At 49.2% G+C, this 22,819-nt stretch carries 5 protein-coding genes; all 5 read left to right on the top strand.

Features of this window, described 5'->3' with window-relative positions; genetic code table 11:
- Nucleotides 1–501: 501 nt before the first annotated feature.
- Complete coding sequence (locus IX84_RS25820) at nucleotides 502–2,979, top strand: T9SS C-terminal target domain-containing protein (protein WP_044228005.1); 2,478 nt, start codon at nucleotides 502–504, stop codon at nucleotides 2,977–2,979.
- Between the two features lie 1,297 nt (nucleotides 2,980–4,276).
- Nucleotides 4,277–6,556 (top strand): beta-N-acetylhexosaminidase, encoded by a 2,280-nt coding sequence (locus IX84_RS25815; protein WP_052516411.1) that lies wholly within the window; start codon nucleotides 4,277–4,279, stop codon nucleotides 6,554–6,556.
- Nucleotides 6,557–7,412: 856 nt separating this feature from the next.
- Nucleotides 7,413–7,757: an RlmF-related methyltransferase gene (locus tag IX84_RS34720; protein WP_152605250.1), complete on the top strand. Its 345-nt coding sequence runs from the start codon at nucleotides 7,413–7,415 to the stop codon at nucleotides 7,755–7,757.
- Between the two features lie 1,334 nt (nucleotides 7,758–9,091).
- Complete coding sequence (locus IX84_RS25805) at nucleotides 9,092–10,840, top strand: tetratricopeptide repeat protein (RefSeq protein WP_044227999.1); 1,749 nt, start codon at nucleotides 9,092–9,094, stop codon at nucleotides 10,838–10,840.
- Nucleotides 10,841–11,187: 347 nt separating this feature from the next.
- Nucleotides 11,188–22,819 (top strand): SdrD B-like domain-containing protein (locus IX84_RS25800; RefSeq protein ID WP_160213938.1); only part of this gene is annotated, 11,632 nt, incomplete at its 3' end.

Raw genomic sequence — 22,819 nt, 5'->3', positions numbered from 1 at the left:
TGACGATTAAGTGGTTTGCCACAGCAAACCTACTCAATGTCAGCATTCACGCTGAGAAGTGGCTTGCTCCAATGTTGCAAACCACTTCGTATTGCGTATAAGCGGGGATATCCCATTGTTATAAAAGGCGGAGAGCCGTATGCTTTCCGCCAACCGCACAACCTTCGGCACAACAATAACGGTTCCTCGTATCTCGCTGATGCAATGAGATGGGCAGTGCTCATTTATATTATTGGCAGTCTGTTGAGAGTCCGAATAACAGCAGGTCAGCCGCGCAGGGTGGTATGCCTAAACAAGAAGGCTTAATTTTTTGAATATATTTGCGCCCTGCAAATATTATACTGAACCCCAACATTAAGTTTTATGAATATGCTCAAATGTATCCGAAGTTACTCGATCTCTGTACTTATTATTCTCGTAATCACTACAACAGGAGCTCACTTACCAGATCGTACATCCATCATCAATTTAAATTGCCCACACCCGGATTATGATGCTCTCATGGTTCTTTATAATCAAACGAATGGTGCAGCGTGGGATGACAATACGGGCTGGGCAGAAGGTCAAATTGGCGAAAATTGTGACCCCTGTACCTGGTACGGCATCGGTTGCGATAACAACGGCAGAGTGATTAGCCTCATCCTTGATAATAATGCCCTGGCAGGGACAATACCTGATTTAAATTTACCCTTCCTAAGCCAGTTGGAGTTAGGTTTCAATCAGTTGGAAGGAGAAATTCCTGACTTCTCAGGCCTCCCAGCCCTGCAGCGATTTAGAGCTATGGATAATCAATTGACGGGTAGCCTTCCGGACTTTAGCAATATGCCTCTGCTCGAAATACTTCACTGTGCTAATAATGAGCTGTCTGGTACCATCCCGGATTTTACGAGTCTGCCCAATTTGCGAGAGTTAATCCTGATGGGGAATATGCTGGTGGGGACAATACCTGATTTTACCGACCTGCCAAACCTGGAGTGGCTGGAAATAGGCCAGAATCAGTTGGAAGGAGAAATTCCTGACTTTTCGGCTACTCCTCAGGTCTACCGGTTTCGGTGTATGAATAATTCCCTGACTGGAAACATCCCGGATTTCACAAACCTTCCATTGCTGGAAATTTTTCACTGTGCTAACAACAGCCTATCCGGTATGATACCCGCGTTTTCAAATACACCCGTACTTCGGGAATTGACTGTGGCTGGCAATGAGCTAACAGGGCCGATACCTGATTTAGCTTACCTTCCGGAGCTGGATGTATTCTATTGCAACAATAATAATCTATCCTGTTTTTTTCCTGCTTTCATATGCGGCTTGGATGTTTTTTCGTCCATCAATAACCCGATGATGCCCTGGCAAGGCGCACATGCTAACTTTTGTGCAGGAATAGATGAAGTTGGTGCGCCCTGTGATGATGGGAACCCGTTGTCAGAAGGAGATGCGATACAGGAGAGCTGCGATTGCCTGGGTGAAATTCCATGCAGCCTGAGCATCAGCTTTGACAGCACCGGAATATCATGCAATAGTGCAGCTGATGGCGAGTTGTCATTACTGATCTTTGATGGGGCTGCACCCTTTACTATCGACTGGAACATTGATGATTATGATGGAATGAGCACATTGGAAAGCCTCCCGCCAGGCAACTACAGCGTGGTGGTAACTGATACCTTGGGCTGTTCCGCGGAGGCGGCTATTGCGCTCACAGAACCCGTACCCCTGACCCTTAGCTGTTCGGAGTTAGCACCGGTCTCCACGGTAGGAGGTACTGATGGTATAGCCAGCTTAACAATAGATGGAGGGACACCGCCCTATGAGCTCAGCTATTCTGGGCCGGTCAGCGGTGTATTGGCAATCGACACCGGGAACTATACTTTGGATGATTTATCAGAAGGGAATTACATCTTTCAACTTACAGACGCCAATGGCTGTACTGCAGATTGCAGCACTGAGATTTCCGGGCCCAGCTGTGCGCTTGAGGTACTGCTTATAGCTACAGCCCCCAGCTGTTTCAACAGCAATGACGGCATCATTAATCTTGAAATTACCGGAGGGGTTGCTCCTTACGCTATCGACTGGAACGTGGATACGTTTGATGGGCAGGAAACCCTTTCAGGGTTACAGAGCGGGAGCTATCAGGTGGTGGTGACAGATACCGAGAACTGCACCGCTGCAGGAGAAGTTATGATTTCAGCGCCTTCTGAATTACAGTTTGGTGTAACCGCTATTCATCCGGTTTGTCTTGGTGACAGTAGTGGAGAAGTCATCATTGATTCGGTTTTTGGAGGGACACCTCCCTATAGCATGGATTTCAACGGGTCGACATACAACATGGGCAATACATTCCCGTATATCCTCAGTGGGCAAAATGCTGGCAGTTATACCGCTATTATCACAGACAGTAACGGTTGTCAGATGAGCAGTGGACTTACTTTAGAGGAAGGGGAAGCATTAATTGTAAACCTAGGTGCAGACCTTAGCATACAGGCGGGTGATAGTGTTCTGCTTGATCCTGAAGCAACATCTACGATAGATAGCGTTATCTGGTCACCATCTGCTGGCATAAGCGCGCCAAACAGCCCTAGCACCTTTGCTATTCCAGCTGAGACAACTACCTATGTGCTGACTGCTTTTTCCGATAATGGCTGTAGCGGTACAGATCTCATCACAATCACAGTTGAGCCGATCGATGGCAAGGTGTTTGTCCCTAATGCATTTAGCCCCAATGATGATGGCGTTAACGACCGCCTCATCGTATATGCAGGTGAAGATGTCATAAATGTAGAAGATTTTCAGGTGTTCGACCGTTGGGGCAATCAGCTTTATCAACAACAGGACTTCCCGCCAAACAGCTCCCTCCACGGTTGGGATGGTACATTCAGAGATGAGCGGATGCATACAGGAGTATATCTCTACTTTGTACAGTGCCGCCTAAGTGACGACCGTCTTCAGCTGCTAAAAGGAGATGTTACATTGATAAGGCCTTAATAGAGATGCTAACATAGCATCCCTAATGGACTTACCCTATTTTTTACACTTGACAGAGCACTGGGAGGAAATTTAGAATATCTAAGGTATTTTGATTGGTAGACAATCAGAATACAGCCATCTGTTAATGTCACTGATATTTAAATATTTCACATTTGTAAAATCAATGAAAAGACGGTGGGATAACATGCAATTTGCTTGGGGAAATTATGTTTAGCTCCCTTGTGTATTTTGTGAAAATAGCAAGGCTTCTTCGAGGTGTGAAATTGTTTTTTATTGTCACAAAAAGTAAGTATTTGTATTATACTTCTTCGATGCTCTTTTAATTTTAGGCTACTGAGAATCATAGAAGAGCATTTGTAAGCAGGTCAATCTGTTCTGAATCCTTTTCTCTTCATTGGTATGCCTCGGTATGGTCTAATAAACGCATTAGCCTAAGGAGAGTCTTTCGGTTCCGTTCTCAGCAATACAGCTCAGCCAATTAATTGTGCATAGTTTTTGGAGAATGAGTTATGTTACTTGTTTATGTTGTATTGCTAAGGAACCGTTAGGCTCACTCTTTACAATAATTTGTTATGGATTATAGGTAATTCTGTTTTCATGGTCATGGGTATGTTTAGGCTTATAGGTAGAGAAGGAAAAGATATTTGGAAATAGCTCTTTTACATTTTCTATCAGCCCCCCAGGCTGTCAATTACTCTGATTTTTAGTCAAGCCAATTCGTACCTGTGACTTTTTCCATCAAGGTAAAGCCACAGGTTCAGCTCCTCAACCTCAAACCAGTAAAGCCGAATATCCAGTTGGAGTGATAAAATGCCTAAAGAAGGCTTATGCTGTTGCCTCCCCGCTAAGATGCGCTCATATTGGATTCGTGAGATCGAAGGGCATGACCGGTTAAACATTTGAAGTTTGCCCCTCAACCAGTGCTTATTAATCCCTTTTTGGACTTGGCTATCATTAGAGATGCTAACATGGCACTATATTTAAGAATGGATTTTCCCTCCTCTGGATTAATTTCAAACCTTACACTCCCTATCTCACCGAGACAGGGCCATTTGTCAAATACTTCTGATTGTAAAGCAAACTCCAGGTAGTCCAGGTAAGGCTACATGGGGTCAATTCTTTCGGCAGAATACCCCAGGCAGTTAAAAGCCACTGCCCCGCTGTTGCAGCAGGTTTATCCCGGAATCCTATATGCCCGAATTTAGGTATTTTCAGCCCCTGTGGCTGTCCATGGCCACTGTTGATAAAGCAAACGGGGGGCTTCCGCAGTAGCCCTGAAATGAAACGACTTCACATGAAAAATACTCTATTGCTGTGCTTCCTGATTGTTGTCCTGACGGGCTGTCAGCAGGCTGGCCTACCTACGCCCGGCATTATTCCCCAACCGGCTGAAATTGAATACCAGCAGGGGGTATTCGAAGTCAATACAAATACGGTATTGGTAGTACCCGCTACTGGTAACGGGCAGAAGCTGGCGGAAGAACTGCAGGCTTTTCTCAAAGACCGCTTCCGGTTAGATTTGAAAACAGCTACAGAAGATCAGCCAAATGCCATTCGCCTGGTAAAATCCGGGACAGAGGTGCCGGGTGCTTATCAACTGACTGTTTCCGAATCAGGTATACTGATTGAAAGCAGTACGGAACAGGGGCTCTTCTATGGTATTCAAACCCTGAAGCAATTGATGAGCCCGCAGGCTGTAGTTAAAGCCCCGGTACTTCGCTTTGTGCGCATTCAGGACAAGCCAGCCTTCTTGTGGAGAGGGATGATGTTGGACGTGTCCCGGCATTTTTTTCCAAAGGACTCCGTGAAAAAAGTGATCGATATTCTGGCCATGCACAAGATGAATAAGTTCCACTGGCACTTGGTGGACGGGATCGGCTGGCGGATCGAAACAGAGCGCTATCCGGAGCTTACAAGAAGAGGGGCCTGGCGAAAAGTGAAAGCCGGAAAGCAACCCTGGGAAGACTTTGAAACGGCAGACCAGCATGCAGAAGGGGAGGTCTATGGCGGCTATTACACAAAAGCAGACATTCAGGAAATCGTAGCCTATGCTGCGGACCGGTACATAGATATCATCCCGGAGATTGAGATGCCCGGGCACTCGGAAGCGGCCTTGCAATGCTATCCCGAGCTGGCTTGCGATGGGCAGGGGGCACCTGGCGTTTATTGCGCGGGCAATGAAAAGACCTTCGAGTTCCTGCAAAACATCATAAGCGAGGTAGTGGAGTTATTCCCTGGGGAGTATCTGCATATTGGAGGGGATGAAGTAGGAAAAGAGGGCTGGCTGCAATGCCCAAAATGCAGGCGCAGGATGCAGGTGGAAAATTTGCAGAGCGGAGAGGAGCTGCAAAGCTACTTTGTGAAGAGAATGGAAGCCTTTATTCATTCCAAAGGCAAAAAACTGATTGGCTGGGACGAAATTCTGGAAGGTGGCCTGCCGGAAAGAGCAACGGTCATGTCCTGGAGAGGCGTAAAAGGAGGCGTGGAAGCGGCCAATGCCGGGCATGATGTCGTACTGTCGCCGGGGTCTCCTCTATACTTCGACCATAGCCAGGGTAAAAGCGAATTTGAGCCACCTTCCTGGGGCGGCTACAACAGCCTGCTCAGCGTTTATAATTTTGACCCTGTTCCGGATGAAATCGAACCGGGGAAAGAGCACCATATTCTCGGCGGTCAGGCCAACCTGTGGACGGAGCAGGTCAGGACATTACGGCACGCTCAGTACATGATGCTGCCGAGGTTGTGCGCCCTTTCCGAAGTTCTTTGGACCCCTCCCGCGCAGAAAAGCCAATCAGGTTTTATTGAGAAAATGGATGTTCATTTTGACCGGCTCTCAGATTTGGGGTACCATTTTGCCGGCAGCGCCCTCTCTCCTGATTATGAAGTGGCTTACGACAAAGGCAGCGCCACCTTCAGTCTGAGCCTGAAAAACGAGTTAGGCTTATACGAAATCAGGTATACCCTTGATGGTTCAGAACCCACAATGGATTCCAAACGGTATACCAGCCCCATCACCTACACGAGCCCAATTGAAGTGAAGGCACAATGCTTCAGAAAGGGCATTCCAATTGGTTTCCCGCTGCAAAAACTGTTTTCCACCGGATTTGGAGAGCAGTGCGAAGTAATCTACACGAACCCATATCACGAAACCTACAGTGGTGGAGGGGACAAAGCCCTGGTCAACAATAGATTTGCAATAGCCCGGGGCGATGATCCCAACTGGCAGGGGTTTCCAAAAAAGGATTTTGATGTAAAAATCGATTTGGGAGGCCCGAAGAAGCTCTCCTATGTGGGGCTGAACTTTTTTCAGCACATCAGCGCCACTTCCGTTATGCTGCCCACCCGGGTAAACATCTCTATCTCAGAGGACGGTCAAAGCTTTACTCCGGTATTAGAGACGTCAGTGGCCACGTCCAAAGAAAGAGATCCGGTAATTAAGAGGATAGAAACCGCCTTTGAAGAACAATGGGTTGCCTATATAAAGATCTCAGCAACCAACCGCGCTGTGCTTCCGGACTGGCACATTCGGGAAGGGGATGCCTGGCTTTTTGTGGATGAAATATCGGTGAAATAACAGGCCTGTTGGATCGGATCACAAAATATAGCGGTAAGGTACCTTATCCCGTCCCGCAGCATCGTGAGATAGCAGTGCTGCTTAGGGGCGGGCTCCAACGCAAAGCGTGCTCGGAAAGTCGCCACAGGCAACCCAACGCTTCAGGCCTGACAGAGCACTGGTTGTTGAAAATTGTCCTTTTAGAGCGCAATATATGCGATAATCAGTGTCACATACATTAAATTAATTTTCATTTGTAAAGAGAAGAGATGGTCGGCACGAGGGTGTTTGCCTGGAGGGGTCAGTATGATATTTTGTTTGTGAGTTGTTTTGGAAAATTTTAGGTCTGTAATAAAGGATAAGGCAGCGCAAATAATTATGTTTCATTGTCACAAAAAGTAAGTATACACATTATGCGGCCCTTTGATTCTTCTATTTTTGTTTTATCGAGGAGCAAAGAAGGGCATTTGTAAGTGGGTCAATATGTTCTGATTCTTTTCTTTGCATTAGTAAGCTTCGGTAGGGCTAATGAACGAATTAGCCCATGTGAGTCTATCGGTTCCAATTTAGTTAAATATGTCAATTTCTAATAGTGCATAGTTTTTTGAAGAATGGTAATGTTGATTTTCATCTTGTTTAGCTAAGGAACCGTTAGTCTCACTGAATAATCAAATATTCTATGGTGTATTAGTATAGTTTGTTTTCATGGCCATGGGTATGTTTAGGTTTGCAGGCAGAGAATGAAAAGATGTTAGGCAATAGTTCTTTAATGTTCTCTACCGTGGTTCCCCATAAGTTTCGATTCCTCCAATTTCCTAATCCAACCAATTCATATCTATGGCCTTTTTTGCTTTAAGGCAAAAGCACACGGCGTTCAATGCCCTGTTCGTGCACTTCTTTTAAAATAGCATCTTCCAGTCCCATTGGTTGCCTTGATTTAGTGAGGTCTCGCACGTTTCTCCTGCAAATCATCAGGGAGAGCCGGACCAGCGGTCAGCAGATCGGCTGGTTTACCAGTTTGTTTTCCCAAAAAGATAATGCGGAACCCTTGGGGCAGGCTCTGGAAAAGCGGGGGCGTACCCTTCAGCCAGTAGTGCCCGAAGAATATCGGGCGGCTTCCGGTAGGGTAGTGGGCGGTCTCAGCTTCCCGGAAGGGCAGGTGGTCCAGCCCCAAAATCACCGGGTATATTTAGTATATGTTAGCCGATTTGCAACTCCCTGACTCCAATATTACGGGATTATGCGGGCTGGAGAAGAAAGCGGATTGCTTTGTATTACACCTACAATCCTACTTGCCCAATTTGTCAGGTAGAGAGCAATAAACAAGCGGGAATTCAAAGTTTTAAGACTGGTGTATGGTGTTTATTGACAGGTGTTTTACGCCCCGCTATTGCTCCTGACTGATTACGTAACAGTTTGTGCTAATTCAAAGCGCCCCGCACTGGTATTTGGTGTGGGGCTTTTTGTTTGCATAATCTGCAAACTTGTTTTGAAGCCCCGAAGCGGGTAATTGCTACGTTATCTTACATAATAGCAGCAAAGGCCCTATGCAGCTAGGCAGATGGGAGCTATAAATTAGGGAGTTTCAGGGAAACCTGTGCACATATAGGAGGCCGGGCATTCATTAGAGTGTCCGGTATTTTTTTGGGATGCGCAACCCAGATTTTTCAAAATGAAAGCCTCTTCCTTTGAGTGCCTGGAATATATTGACGATTAAGTAGTTTGCTACAGCAAACCTACTCAATACTTGCCCGTGTCTCATCGCCTTTAGGCTTTGACGACCTTAAAGGCAGGAGGGTCAGCGTTTACGCTGGGAATTGGCTTGCGCTTGTCCTGACAAGCGAAGCTTCGTCAGTGGTTGATGTCGCAAATCTAAGATTCCAGACGATGAATGTCTGGATCAACGGCCCAGACGATGAATGTCTGGATCAAAGGCCCAGACGATGAATGTCTGGATCAAAGGCCCAGACGATGAATGTCTGGATCAAAGGCCCAGACGATGAATGTCTGGATCAAAGACCCGACATTTATCGTTCCCCGTGCTGGCCGTCAGCGCCAGTAGGTGACCAATCCGTATTGCGTATAATACATCAATATTCCATCGTTTCCGGTAAGCACTTTTCAACTCCCTGCATGTCAAGATTCCGATCGGGCATAACAGTCCTCCATATTTGGCTTTGCCTACGTACAAATTTACCACCACCTGATCTACGACCACATCTTGAGCATATGTTATGTAGTTATGGTGAACCACGAAATCTTGTTTTTACTCGCTTTTTTTAAATCTCACTCATAACCATCGGGTAGAGCACAGTCAATAAGTTATGCAATAGAGAATTGCACCTTTTTGAATATGTTTGTACTGGATTCAAAATTTTGCAAGCCGTTCTTAAATGGCGGTATCAATTCTTTTGGAGCTCTGTTTGTGTCGCTCAGCGCTGCACAAGCGAAGCTAGTGGTGAAATAAGTTGAGGTTTTTAAGAGGGTCGTCATATAGTAAGTCAGCCTTCGGTCCTGAACCTGTTTTGCAATTAAATAATATGCACAAATATTTTTATGATCAATCTGGCCAAAAGCTATGAGCTCTTTTCCGTGGTTATTATTCTTTTTTTAGGAGTGGTAATTCCAGTCAGTGCCGAAGAAACGAAAGAGCAGGAATTGTCGTATGAAACAATAAAGGCACTGCTCCCGGAAGAGATGGATAAGGCAGAGCCACTGATTGACGCTTTCTATGAAACAGCGGTACAAAATGGAAAAGACTCTCTGCTCGCTAAGAGTTACTATTTATACGGTCTGTACCATTATTACAGGGGGGAGCTATACTTATCGATCGATAGTTATCTAAAAGCCCTGGAAACCGATTATGCAGCTCAAGATATTGAGTTCGCTGGCGCCTGTTGGAACAACCTTGGTATCAACTATGATTACCAAGGTTACCCGGGTAAATCTATTGAGGCTTACAACGCGTCATTAAAAGCTGCGGAGGAGCTCAACGATTCGCTAAGCATAGGGCAAAGTTGGATTAATATAGGGCTGTTAGAGGTCAAAAACGGGGAGTTGTTGCAGGGTGAGAAGATATTGAACAAGGCACTAAGGTTCTTTGAAGTACTTGGGGATACCCTGAATATGGCATTGTGCTGCCAAAATTTGGCTGTGACGACTAAGAAGGCGGAGGACTGGGAGTTTTTTAAAGCCTATACAGAACGTGCGCTGGAGTTGTTTTCAGCAAAAGGCTACAGGCCTGGGGTTGCACAAATGAACAATAACCTCGGTGTATATTACTCTGTTGTAGGCCAAAACACAAAGGCAGAATCCTACTACGAGATAGCGCTAGATCAGGCGAGGCAGGTTGGAAATATCCTCCTTTTAGGGAGTATCCTGATCAATCAGGCAGATCATGCTGTACAAAATGGGAAGTATGGCCAAGCGGTTGATTTAAAGAAAAATGCATTACAATTATTTCAGCAGGCAAAAGCAAATGATCGCATCGAGCGAGCTATGATTGAGCTGCTCGACCTTTTTGCTGTTTTGGGCGATTACGATCAGTTCAAGGCTCAGCTTGAGCACTACGTCCGGTATAAGGAAGAATTCGCATCGAGTACAGCTGCTGCAAGGTTCACAGAATTAAAGTCGCTCTATGAGCATGAGCGACACATGAGCCAAATCAAACAGCAGGCCTATGAGCTGCAGCAGAATCAACGGTTCCTGATCCTAATAGGGGTAAGCTTGGCTGTTGCTTTGACCGGATTACTGGTATTGAGCCTGCTGTATTTTAAAAATCGACGGCTAGTACGGTCGCTTTACAAAAAAAATAAAAATGCCCTTAGGCAAACGCATTCAGCGTACCCGCATGAGGTTCCGGATATAGCACCGCTAGAGCAGGTTGCCGGTACAGATAAGGACGCGGAAAAGGCTCATCTCACAGCGGAAGAAGCCAGTATAGAAAGCGTTGACCGGCTGGAACAGCTCTTTCTCGACATCAATGCATTGGTCGATGGCTTGAAATTGTACAAAAACTCAACTCTGACGTTAAGCGAGCTAGCGAAACAGCTCAATACCAATGAAACTTACATTTCACAGGCCATCAATCAATATGCGTATAAGAACTTCAATACCTTCATCAACCAATTTCGTATTGAGGAAGCGCAGAAACTGATGATTGAAAGCAGGGGAGAGGTAGTCCTCGATCAGCTTATTGAGAACTGTGGGTTCAACAGTAAGTCCACTTTTTACCGTTTGTTCAAGCAGCAAACCGGATTGACGCCCAGCCAATATTTATACAATGCCAGTCTTGAGGAAGAGTAAACACGAGGAACTCTTTGATTGTCTTAATGCCCTTGAGCCCTTGATTTTAGAAGCATTTTCAAAGATTTGGGAGTAGGTTTTCAAAGATTTGGGAGCAGATTTTCAAAGATTTGGGAGCAGGATTCAAAGATTTGGGAAGCGGGCAATATGGGTAATGAGCTAATTTTACAGTGCCAGAAGTATAAAGTATAAGAATACTTTTTTTGGTACGAGCCTTTACAGCAGAGATGATTTTGTTGATGTGTTTTGCCGGTATCAACAGTCGTTTCAGCCCGGTAGTCGCTTAAACAGGTTGTTACCGGGGCTTGGGTAATAGTACATTAACAAATCATAATATGCACAATCTCATGAAACGAGTAGGTTTACTAACGTTTGTTTTGGCGCTGTTTTGGGTTTTCCAGGGCAGGGCACAGACTTCCGCAGCTGGGGAAATTGAATTATCCTACAATAGCAATGTAATTGCTTCCGGTTCAACCACGATCAGCACAGGTGCTGGTACCGATTACGGTGTGGGGTTTATCGGTAACGATGCCAATCTCCATCCCAGTATTGAATATCATATTTCTAATACGGATACTTTGGGGATTATTAATGTTTCGAATATCTACTTCGACGGTGATAATAGCACCGATTTTAGTATCAGCGGTATAACCTTCCCAATGGCGATCGGAGCGGGAGAAAGCATTTCATTTATGGTTACTTTTGCTCCTGTTTCAGCCTTGTCCGGTCCGGAAGACCTTACTCCTGTAGATATGGATCGCGTGGCTGAACTACACGTGATCAGCAATGATTTGGACGAAAGTGATTATACTTTTTCTATTGGGGGTATGGCAGCGGGCGAAGCTACTGTGCAAGTAGGTGTGGAAATAGCTGGAGAAACATACGATGACATACATGGATATTACACCTTTGCCAATATAGCAGAAGAGCTTTTGGCTACCTACAGTCGCACAGGGGCTGACGGTATAAAGACAGTTTTGGGTGTTGTAGATACCGTGTTTGGTTGTGGCGGTAACCGAGGTGTCGGTACCCATCCGAGTAGTGATGATGCGATATTGACCATCAACCCACAGGGGGTATTGCCTGATCAGCGCTGGTACTTCTTTTTTGACGATAACAGTGTAGCTGGTTATCCGGTCAGGAACACAACGGGTTATGCGGGTATTGGCACAACGTTGTACACCGGTACGGGAACGGGAACGGCTTTACTATCTGGTGTAGGCTTGGACGGTGCCTACACGGATTATCTTTTCTTTGTAGAGCCTGCTTATGAGGCGATAATGGGCAATACGCCCACGACTTTTACCAACCTTGAGCTTTTAGGGGAGTACTACGCCGACACCATTTTTTTAGACAGTAGGGTACTTATTTCAGATCCCGACCTTCAGGTTTTGAATGCCGGACAGGGATTTTACAATGGGAGTACCCTACAGATTGAGCGGCAAGGCGGCGCCAATGCTGATGATTATTTTCAATTGGAAGAAAGCATTCTGTTTAGCCTGCGCAACGATTCTATCTTTACACAGGAGTATTACATTGGCCAATATGACAATACAGGTCATCAAATAACCTTAAACTTTGAAGGGAGTTCTCAGGTGATCGTCTCACAAAGGATGCTTAACGATATTGTTCAGCGCATCACTTATTACAATGCCAATGGGGTTACGGCTCCTCTTTCGTTCTCGTACGTTTTCGATGATGGCACTTCAGAAACAACCGGTATTAAGACCGTCAATCCCAATACAGAGGAAGTATTTTATGTGGACATCAATGCAACCGGGCTGAACAATGGTACTTCCTGGGTCAATGCATATAATAGCCTTCAGGATGCGCTGGCCAGGGCGAGTTCAGGCGATCAGGTATGGGTTGCGGCCGGAGAATACCTGCCAACTTCCGGTACCGACCGGGAAGCTTCCTTCCGGGTTGCATCTGGCGTTTCCATTTACGGATCCCTCCCTTCGGGCGCATCTGCTTTGACCGCTCAGGATACTGCGGCTTACCCGACCATCCTCTCTGGAAATATTGGCGACCCTGCAACCAATACAGATAATGTATACAACGTTGTAACATTTGGGCCTGTCAGCGACTTTACACTTCTAAAAGGGCTTCACATTACCGGCGGTTATGCGGATCGTTCGGATAACTTCTTCTACGGCAATGGTGCGGGAGTTTTTAATTCGAATTTTGCCACGGATTCGACTTCCGGAGTTGTTCTGCAAGACCTCATGCTGTACGGTAATACTGCAGTACTCAATGGTGGTGCGGTTTACAGCAATGGTTCAATTTGGATCAGTGGCTGCAATATCTTTCAGAACGAAGCTGAAGATGGCGGTGCAGTTTATAACGGTGGTATAATCAGAATCAGTAGCTGTGATATATCTCAAAATCAGGCGGTAGACGGCAGCGGCATCTATAATGACAATGCTGTTGTAGCCTTTAGTGGTACCAATTGTGTGCTCCGGGATGTGAAAATACACCATAACACTGCTGGCGATGACGGAGGAGGTATCGCCTCTAAGGAAGCTATTTCGGTATATGATTGCGACATTTCCAATAACGAAATTGACGGCAGTGGGGGTGCATGTTATTTTGATTTGGATGAGGGGACCTTGGGAGACTCCATTAGGATTGTTCGTACAAAGCTTAACAACAACCTGCTCACGGATACTGAAGGCGAGGGTACCGCAGTTTATACGAATTCGGATTGCCCTGTACCTCCGGTTGTTTTGTTTGCAGAATGTTTGGTACAAGGCAATGAAGGAGAAGATGGCACTTTCTATTTCGATGTAGATGGTGGTAATGGCGATATCATTGTATTTTTGGAAAGCTGTCTGTTTTCGGGCAATACGGTTTATGATGATGGTGCGGCATTGATGGGATCGGATGACACTCAGTTTTGGGTGTACAACACTACATTTGCAGGGAACTACGCAGATGATGACGGTTGTGTGATCGAGACCGGATCTAGTTCTAAAGCGACCCTCTACAATTGCATTAGTTTTGGCAATGATGCCAATGATGGCAGCGATGGTATTATCGATGCAGCTGGTGATATCGATATCTTCAATTGCTATTTTGAACATGGAGAAGATCGTATGTCGGTAGACGGAGACCTTTCTGTAAATACGCTTTTTACTGCTGACGACTTCGAGGATGCAGCATTTGAAGACTTTACATTTGATGCAGTAAACGATACGCCTACTGCAGAAGGAAACTTTGCGCTAAGCAAAATCTCGCCACTGGTCAATTTAGGCGATAATGGTTACGCCACCAATTTGGAAAAAGACCTGGCAGGCAATGCCCGCCTTCAGGAAGGCACAGTGGATTTAGGGGCTTACGAGTTATCTCCCCTGTTTTTCGCTGGTTTGGGCACTGCAGCATCGCCTTATCAGATTAAGGACTGGGAGCACCTGCACAACGTCCGCTTCAGGATGGATGCACATTTTATACTGATTAATGACCTGGATAAAAACAGCAGCGGTTATCAGGAATACGTAGCCGATTCCGGATGGCTTCCAATCGGTACCATGGACGGGGATGTTTTAAATGGCACCGGTACCGTTACTGGGTTCACCGGGCATTTTGATGGACAAGGATACAGCATCAACAATCTGCAAATCGATAATGGCCTTTCTTATGGCAACGGGCTTTTCTTTGCATTGGGGGCTTTCGAAGGGGCGAACCTGATGAAGGCGGATGAAGAAGATTTTTTCCCTTCAGTTATAGTTGATCCTAGCTTTTTGGATAGCCTGCAATCTCTTGGCGGTGCTATGGTGCACAATCTAAAGTTGGATAGTGCCACGGTTGGAAGTAGTATTATGTTTTCGGGGGATAACCTGCCGTTGTTCCCTAACGGTATACTAGCCGGTTTTGTCCACAATAGCCAGATTGATAGTATCTCAGCTTCAGGTACCGTACGAATGGGGGGAGGTGTTGTTGGTGCTGTTTTGGAATCACAGGCAACGAATACGCAGCTCTCTTTCCTTACTACACATATAGAAAACGAGCTATTGGGTGCTGGAATTGCAGGCTGTCTTGGCATAAATACATTAGTTACAGACAGCCGGGCTCATATTCAAAGTAGTGATCAGGGCTTGCCCGTTGGTATATCGTTGCTCAACGCTGGAGCAGTCAGTAGATGCTTCGCGACTGTAACGTCAACGCTAGCCACCCCCTCGCCACCATTTTTGCCTTCAGGCATTAGCTGGTTGTTATCAGGCAAGATAGAGGAATCGGCTGCACAGGTTAACTTTTCTTTTGGGGCTGGTTTGGCTGCGTTTAGCCTCAGCGGGCAGATCAATAATGCATATGTAACCGGTAATATTGCTCAAGGGGCTGGGGTGGTTTATCAAAACAGTGGGCTGGTCGGAAACACCTACGTTGCAATTGAAACGGACTCGGTTGCCGGGCTCTTCGGTATAAATTCAGGAATGGTTTCTAATAGTTTTTGGGATGCGGAGCTGGCTGGTTTGTCGGAGAGCGCTGCTGGCGAAGGGAAAACGACCTGTGAGATGAAAGCAGCAGACCTCTTTACAGCAGCTGGCTGGGATTTCGAAGGAGAAACCAATAACGGCAATGAGGAAATTTGGCGCATCGTTGACAGTGCAAGTACTGTATCCTACCCCTACCTGTCTGCTCTGACTTACGATGCAATTGGAGCGGTACCAGAAGTGAATCCGATTCCAGGGTTGGATACCTTACTGCCTACTGCAGTTTGTATGGATATTACTGCTTATCTGGATGCATCGGGCGAGGCCAGTATCATGCCAGGCGATATTGGGGCTGGCAGTATGATTAGTTGCGATACCTTGACGCTATCGCTGTCCCAAACCGCCTTCAGTTGTGATGAACAGGGTGAGAATACTGTGGTCTTGACGACAACAGATAGCGCTAACAATACTGACACTTGCTCAGCTATAGTGACGGTGTTAGATACAATCGCTCCGGTAGCGTCCTGTACGGATCTGACGGTATATCTGGATAACGCTGGCGAAGGAACGATCAGTCCTGCACAGGCAGATGGTGGCTCAACGGACAACTGTGGTTCGGTCAGCCTGTCGTTATCGGATAGTACATTTACCTGTGATGATTTGTCTTTGAATACCGAGGCTATACTCGGTAGTAGCGCAGGCTTCCGAAGCCCACAGTCAGCTAGCGGTGTTTCTGTTGTATTGATCGCTACAGATGGGAGCGATAATATTGATAGTTGCATGCTTACAGTAACAGTACTGGATACGATCGCTCCGGTAGCGTCTTGTACGGATCTGACAGTGTATTTGGATAATGCTGGCGAAGGAAACATCAGCGCTGCACAGGCAGATGGTGGCTCAACGGACAATTGTGGTTCGGTCAGCCTGTCGTTATCGGATAGTACATTTACCTGCGGTGATTTGGGGCAGCAGGAAGTAACCTTAATTGTCACAGAGGGTGCTACTGCTTCCTCCGGTTCTGATAGCTGTATGTCGATGATAACAGTACTGGATACGATCGCTCCGGTAGCGTCCTGTACGGATCTGACGGTGTATCTGGATAATGCTGGCGAAGGAACGATCAGCGCTGCACAGGCAGATGGTGGCTCAGCGGACAACTGTGGTTCGGTCAGCCTATCGTTATCGGATAGTACATTTACCTGCGGTGATTTGGGGCAGCAGGAAGTAACCTTAATTGTCACAGAGGGTGCTACTGCCGCTTCCGGTTCTGGTAGTTGTATGTCGATGATAACAGTACTGGATACGATCGCTCCGGTAGCGTCCTGTACGGATCTGACGGTGTATCTGGATAATGCTGGCGAAGGAACGATCAGCGCTGCACAGGCAGATGGTGGCTCAACGGACAACTGTGGTTCGGTCAGCCTGTCATTATCGGATAGTACATTTACCTGTGATGATTTGTCTTTGAATACCGATGCTATACTCGATAGCGGCGAAGGCTTCCGAAGCCCACAGTCAGCTAGTGGTGTTTCTGTTGTATTGATCGCTACAGATGGGAGCGATAATATTGATAGTTGCATGCTTACAGTAACAGTACTGGATACGATATCTCCGGTAATGGCTTGTACTGATGTACCCGTATTGCTAGATGAAATGGGCGCGGCTTCGATTGACGTTTCGGACGTTGATACAGGAACCACAGACAACTGTGGCACACCGATGCTGCAACTGTCGCAGACCTCCTTTAGCTGCTCGGATATCGGTGAGGTATCCGTATCCCTGACGGCAACGGACGGCAGTGGCAACAGCAACAGCTGTGAGGTAACGGTCACCGTTTCCGGGCCTGATGCGGACTGTGACGGCGACGGGCTTACGAATGCGGAAGAAGATGAGCTGGGCACAGATAGTTTTGCTGCTGATACGGACGGCGACGGCGTCATTGACGGTACGGAAGTATCTGATATGACCTCCCCGACGGATGCCTGTTCTTTTGTGCTGGGCAGCCAAAGCGTTGCGCCGGCAACAGATTGGAATATGAGCGACTGTGACGGCGACGGGCTGACGAATGCCGAGGAGGCAGATACATACAGTACCAATCCGTTAGAAGCGGATACGGATGGGGATGGTGTCACAGATGGTTCCGAAGTAGCTGATAGCAGCAGCCCGCTGGAAATCTGTGATTACGTGTATAGTTCGGTCACGCTGCCGAAAGGCGAAGCATGGGCTGATGCAGATTGCGATGGCGACGGGCTGAGCAATGAAGTGGAAGGAGATGAGACCACAGACACGGACGGTGACCTTATCCCGGATTGTTTTGATCTGGACAGCGACAACGACGGGCTGCTGGATGCAACAGAACAAGGTACTGAGCAGGATAACGGAAATACGGCTGCACTGGCTATGTTTGCCGCGGATATAGATGGGGACAGCATCCTCAACTTCCGCGATGTGGATAGTGACGGCGACGGCTGCTTTGATGCCGTGGAGGCTAGCGATGACCTGACTCCGGCAGATCTGGATAGTGAAGGGCGCATTCCAGGTGGTGTGGATGAAAATGGTGTCCCGCTTACGGCAGGGATGGAAGGCTTTGCTGCGGCAGAAGCCTGGAGCAGCAACGAAATTGCAGGAGAATTCTGTGGTTCGGACATTGGGGGATATGTTTGGCTGGACAACGACCGCAACGGTTTCTTCAGTCAGGATGGGAACACTGACGCAGCCCCTGTGCTTGCGGCATTAGGCGAAGCTTATGCTAATCTTCCGGACAATGAAAATACTTTGCCCGGCGTACAGGTACGCCTGTACGGTACCGACCTCAATGGAAATCCTGTTGACGAGGTGCAGACCGCGGACGCTGACGGCTACTACCTCTTTGAGCTGGTGCTGGGCGGTGATTACTGCATGGAGATCAGCTTCGAGGGGCTGGACAGTGCGGAAGACTATGTGCTGACTATTCCTGATGTGGAAGGCGATGCACTGGACGAGCAAGACTCAGACTACTCTCTGGAAGGAGAGCTGTGCTTCACTTTGGAGGCGGGAGCAGCGAGTGTCTATGACCTCAACGCGGGCGTTTTCCTTGATGCCGACGGCGACTTTATCCCGGACGTGATTGACCCGGACATTGGCGGCGAGATGCTGGACCCACAGGGCTTCATCTACTGTGAGAATACGGGCGAGATCATCAGCGGAGCAACCATTGAGGTAACGGGCCCGGGCAATGTGACGATGGTCGCGGACGGCTCTACAGGCTTCTATCAGTGGTTTGTGGACGCAAGCGGGACCTACACGATGACACTGAATGCCCCGGCTGGCTATGGTATCAGCACGGACTGCACCGACAGCGGCCAGCTGGACCCTGAGCCGGGCATCACGATTGTAGGCAGCTCAGAGGAAGCGATGAGCGGCTTCATGGAAGACGCGTCCTGCGGTGCGAACCCGTTCTACATGGAGTTTGTGCTTTCACCTGGCGACCTGGTGCTGAACAACAACCTGCCGCTGGTATGCGCCGAGATCGGCAACCGTGCGTGGAAGGACTTCGACCGTGACGGTCTGCAGAGCCCCGGTGAGCCGGGCTTAGGCTACACGGAAGTGCGGCTGCTGGACTGCGCGGGCAACGGCGTGGACACAGTGGTATCGGACATCGAAGGGCGCTTTTTGTTCACCGGGCTTCCTGCGGGCGGCTACGTGCTGGACTACGAAGGGCGTGCCGAATGGGCCGGCAGCCTGCCGAACCTGTGGTCGTATGCGGGCTATCAGGCCGGCGCAGCGGAGCTGGACTCCGATATTACGGCGAGCGGTTCTACGGAGTGCGTGACGCTGGGCGTAGGGGAGAAGAACTACACAGTGGACGGCGGCTACGAAGTGCCGTACACGTACAGCTGTAACTGCGACGGCTCGATCACTTTGGAGTGGTCGCCGATCAGCGGGGAGCCTGGCGTGACGTACACGGTAGACATAGAAGACAGCGCGGGCAACCCGGTGCTGGACTACGTGAACATGACAGAAACGAGCGTGACGATCGCCCACGGCACGCTGCAGAACGGCGAAGAGTACCGCCTTGCGATCACGGAGAACATCAGCACGAGCAATGTGGTGTCCATCACCGGGCCACTGTACGCAGACTGCAACCCTGTGCCAATGGCATCGGTCATAAGCGCTGCGGGCCCTGCGTGCCCTGGGGGCACAGACGGCAGCGTATCGTTTGAGCTGGAGGAATCAGGCTGTGCGGGCCGCTACGCGTTGTACCTGGAGCAGGCTGGCAGCGATATATTGGTTGCAGCGGACACGACGCTTGCGAATAGCTTCAGCGTGAGCGGTCTTGGCGAAGGCAGCTACAGCCTGCGGGTAGAGCTATTGGACACGCTGAGCTGTGGCTACGGCGTAGGGTGCTTCCCGCTGGAGGTGGAAGATTTTGTGTCCCTGTCCAATCAGGACATGGAAGGCCCGTCGCTGGAGGTTTCAGCGCAGGGCGGCGTAGGTCTGGGCTCTGGCGCGTCGTTCACTTATACGCCCCCAGAAGGGGAGTGCGGCGTACAGCTGGAGTGGCTGGCAGAGGTGTCTGACAACTGTACAGCGGGAGATGCGATTGCGCTGAGCGTGAACATAGAGAGCGATGTTGCAGGCGTAAGCCCGTGGGCGGCAGCCGTGCAGACGAGCTCCGGCTATGCGGTGAGCGTCCATGCAGGCATAGGCACGAACACAGTGGTGCTGACGGCCACAGACGAGGCGGGCAACAGCACGGAGCTGTCCTACGAGATCACGGTAGTGGACAGCCGCGCCCCGGAGATCTACGGCCCTGGCGACATGCAGGTGCAGATCCCGGGCTGCGAAGACAGCGCCCCTGTGAACTGGCAGGTATCAGCCATAGACGACTGCAGCCTGGACGTGGAGCTGGAGCAGGTCAGCGGCCCGCAGCCGGGCGATGTGCTGGCGCCAGGAGTATACACAGTAGTCTACGAGGCTACAGACGGCTATGGCAATACAAGCCAGTACAGCTTTGACATCACCCTCACGCAGGCGCAGAGCCCTGCGCCGGTCGTGGACGTGTCCGGCAACGGGCAGTTCGTGATCGAAGACTGTGCGGAGGACGGCTTCATCGTCTTCTCGGGCCATATTTATGACTGCGAGCTGCAGCCGGGCGACGTGCTCGACGGGCTGATCAGCATCAGCGGCGCGCCACTGGAGCTCACCTACATCCTGGTGAACGAGGGCTATGCGTACTTCGAAGCCACGGGCAGCCTGAGCGCGGGCAGCTACCTGATCGTTACCAGCTACGAAGGGGTAACAATAGACCATGCTGTAGAAGTGGTGCAAGATGCTGACACGCCGGCGGTAATGACAATGCCCGGCAACCTGGCCTACCAGGTGCCGAACTGCGAAGGCGAGGCAGCGGTAAGCTTTGCGGTACAGCTGGAAGACGACTGCGACGAAGACTTCAGCAGTGCGAGCTTCACGGTGAACGGAGCGCCAGCGCCCCCATTCGACGCAGCGCTGTCTGACCCTGCAAACGGCTACTTCGCGTGGAGCCTGAGCCTGAGCCCGGGCGTGTACACCATCGTGGGCACGTACACCGATGGCGGCGGCAATACCACCGAGGCTACGGCTACGGTCACGGTGAATGCAGACGAAGACAATTCTGCCCCAATCATCGTGTACCCATCGCAGAACATCAATATCGCACTGGACCCATGTCTTGTAGATGCAGTAGCTTCTCAGACTTTCCAGGTGACTGCGACTGACAACTGCGATGGCGACCTTGACCCAACTGTATCTGTTTCTGCAGGTACAGGTTCTGTTACTGCAGTACCAGGCGGCTATGTATTCATGGGCGGCCCTGGCGTGCACACGATCACAATTACAGCGACTGATGCAGCTGGCAACAGCCGCACGGAGTCCTTCTCAATCAACGTAACTCAGGCGCCTGCACCACAGGAGAACCTGGCTTGCAACGATAACATCAACGTTACGCTTGACGACAACTGCTCACGCGTAATCACTGCGGATATGGTACTGGAAGGCAACTTCGGCTGCCTTGAGGAGTCTGACTTTGCGGTCAACATCGTAAACGACGACAACCCTGCGAACGGCAATATCCTGGACGGCCACGGCCAGTTCATCTATGAAATTGACTTAGCAGGCCAAGCTCAGCCAATCGAAGGTTTTACAGGCGACTTTGCATCAGGCAACTGGGCTATTCTCCAGCAGAATGGTGGCACAGTTAACTTCGCTGCTAATGGTAGTTCTGTAAGTTTTGTAAGCCCGAACGGCGGTTTCTGCCCAGGTGGCGCAGAGGCTTCTGTTGCAATTGCAATGCCTAGTGACGGTAACCTGACCTTCGACTGGTCTTACTCTACAGTTGACCTTCAGTTTTATGATCCGTTCCTTGCATTGATCGACCCGCTCGGAAATGTTACTGTACTGGTGAATAACCAGACTACAGGCCAGACTTCCGGTACTGTAGATGTGGACGTTGTTGCAGGTTCTGTCCTTGCAATGGGTGCTGTTTCGCTTGACTGTTTATTTGGATCAAGCACAACGGTTGTTAGCAACTTTGTCTTCTCTCCAGTAGCAGCAGACCTTGCAGGCTTCGAGCCATGCTGGGGCTACATCACCGGCGAAGACAAGACCGCACCAGTTGTTGAGTGCCCGGACAATACAGCTGTAGCGACAATCTCTGAGTCTGTACAGAAGATCCAGGGCGCCCTGGAGACGACTGACGCACAGCTTGAGCTTGCGGACTACTCTTGCTTCCTTGACGGCGCAGGCCCACTGGCAGGCGACCACTACTACGACATCATCGAGTTCCAGGTGAGCGCCGATGATATCTACACGATCTACCTGAACACTTCCTGGGGCGACGGCTTCACTGCACTGTACCAGGGCAGCTTTGATGCGGACAGCCCATGTGAGAATATCCTTTACGCAGCGGATGACAACATCCTTGGCAACGCAGGCCCAATCGGCGGCTTGTTCGACCCACAGGTTCGCGTAACGCTGCCACTGCGTGCGTACGAGACTTACTTCGTGCTGGTTTCCAGCTTTGGCTCAGACGTGACGGGCTCCTACGAGCACACGATCTTCAGCGACGGCAACGGCCTTGTAGGCGCATGGAACTTTACAGAAACGATGCTGCCAGACTGGACGATCCAGTATGACACGACGTTTTCTGCCCTGCCATCGACTACTGAGCAGCTGTCTATCCCGCTGTTCTGTGACGACTTCGGCCAGATCTACGGCGGCGACGCAGGTTCTGTAGCACAGGAGACCGCATTCATCAGCGGCACTTACCAGTGGGTAGGCGCGCCAAGTGCGACGGACAACTGCGACGACAACGTAGACATCACAGCGACGGACAGCTTCACTTCTTCAGGTGACTGTGGCGACGTAGTGATCACGCGCACGTTCACTGCTATTGACGGCCAGGGGCTGACAGACGAGTGCCAGCAGCAGATCACGATCCGCAAGCCAACGCTTGACGACGTGAACTTCCCAAGCTTCACAGCAGTGGTAGAGTGCGACGAGGACTACCCAGCGCTAGCGAACGGCAACCCGG

The sequence above is a fragment of the Phaeodactylibacter xiamenensis genome (assembly GCF_000759025.1).
GTDB classification, from domain to species: Bacteria; Bacteroidota; Bacteroidia; order Chitinophagales; family Saprospiraceae; genus Phaeodactylibacter; species Phaeodactylibacter xiamenensis.
This window is presented reverse-complemented; position numbering and strand designations above follow the sequence as displayed.

What these genes read in the sequence shown, in the direction of transcription:
- IX84_RS25820 (WP_044228005.1), top strand. Translation starts at nt 502, where the DNA reads ATGGTTCTTTATAATCAAACGAATGGTGCAGCGTGGGATGACAATACG.
- IX84_RS25815 (WP_052516411.1), top strand. Translation starts at nt 4,277, where the DNA reads ATGAAAAATACTCTATTGCTGTGCTTCCTGATTGTTGTCCTGACGGGC.
- IX84_RS34720 (WP_152605250.1), top strand. Translation starts at nt 7,413, where the DNA reads ATGCCCTGTTCGTGCACTTCTTTTAAAATAGCATCTTCCAGTCCCATT.
- IX84_RS25805 (WP_044227999.1), top strand. Translation starts at nt 9,092, where the DNA reads ATGATCAATCTGGCCAAAAGCTATGAGCTCTTTTCCGTGGTTATTATT.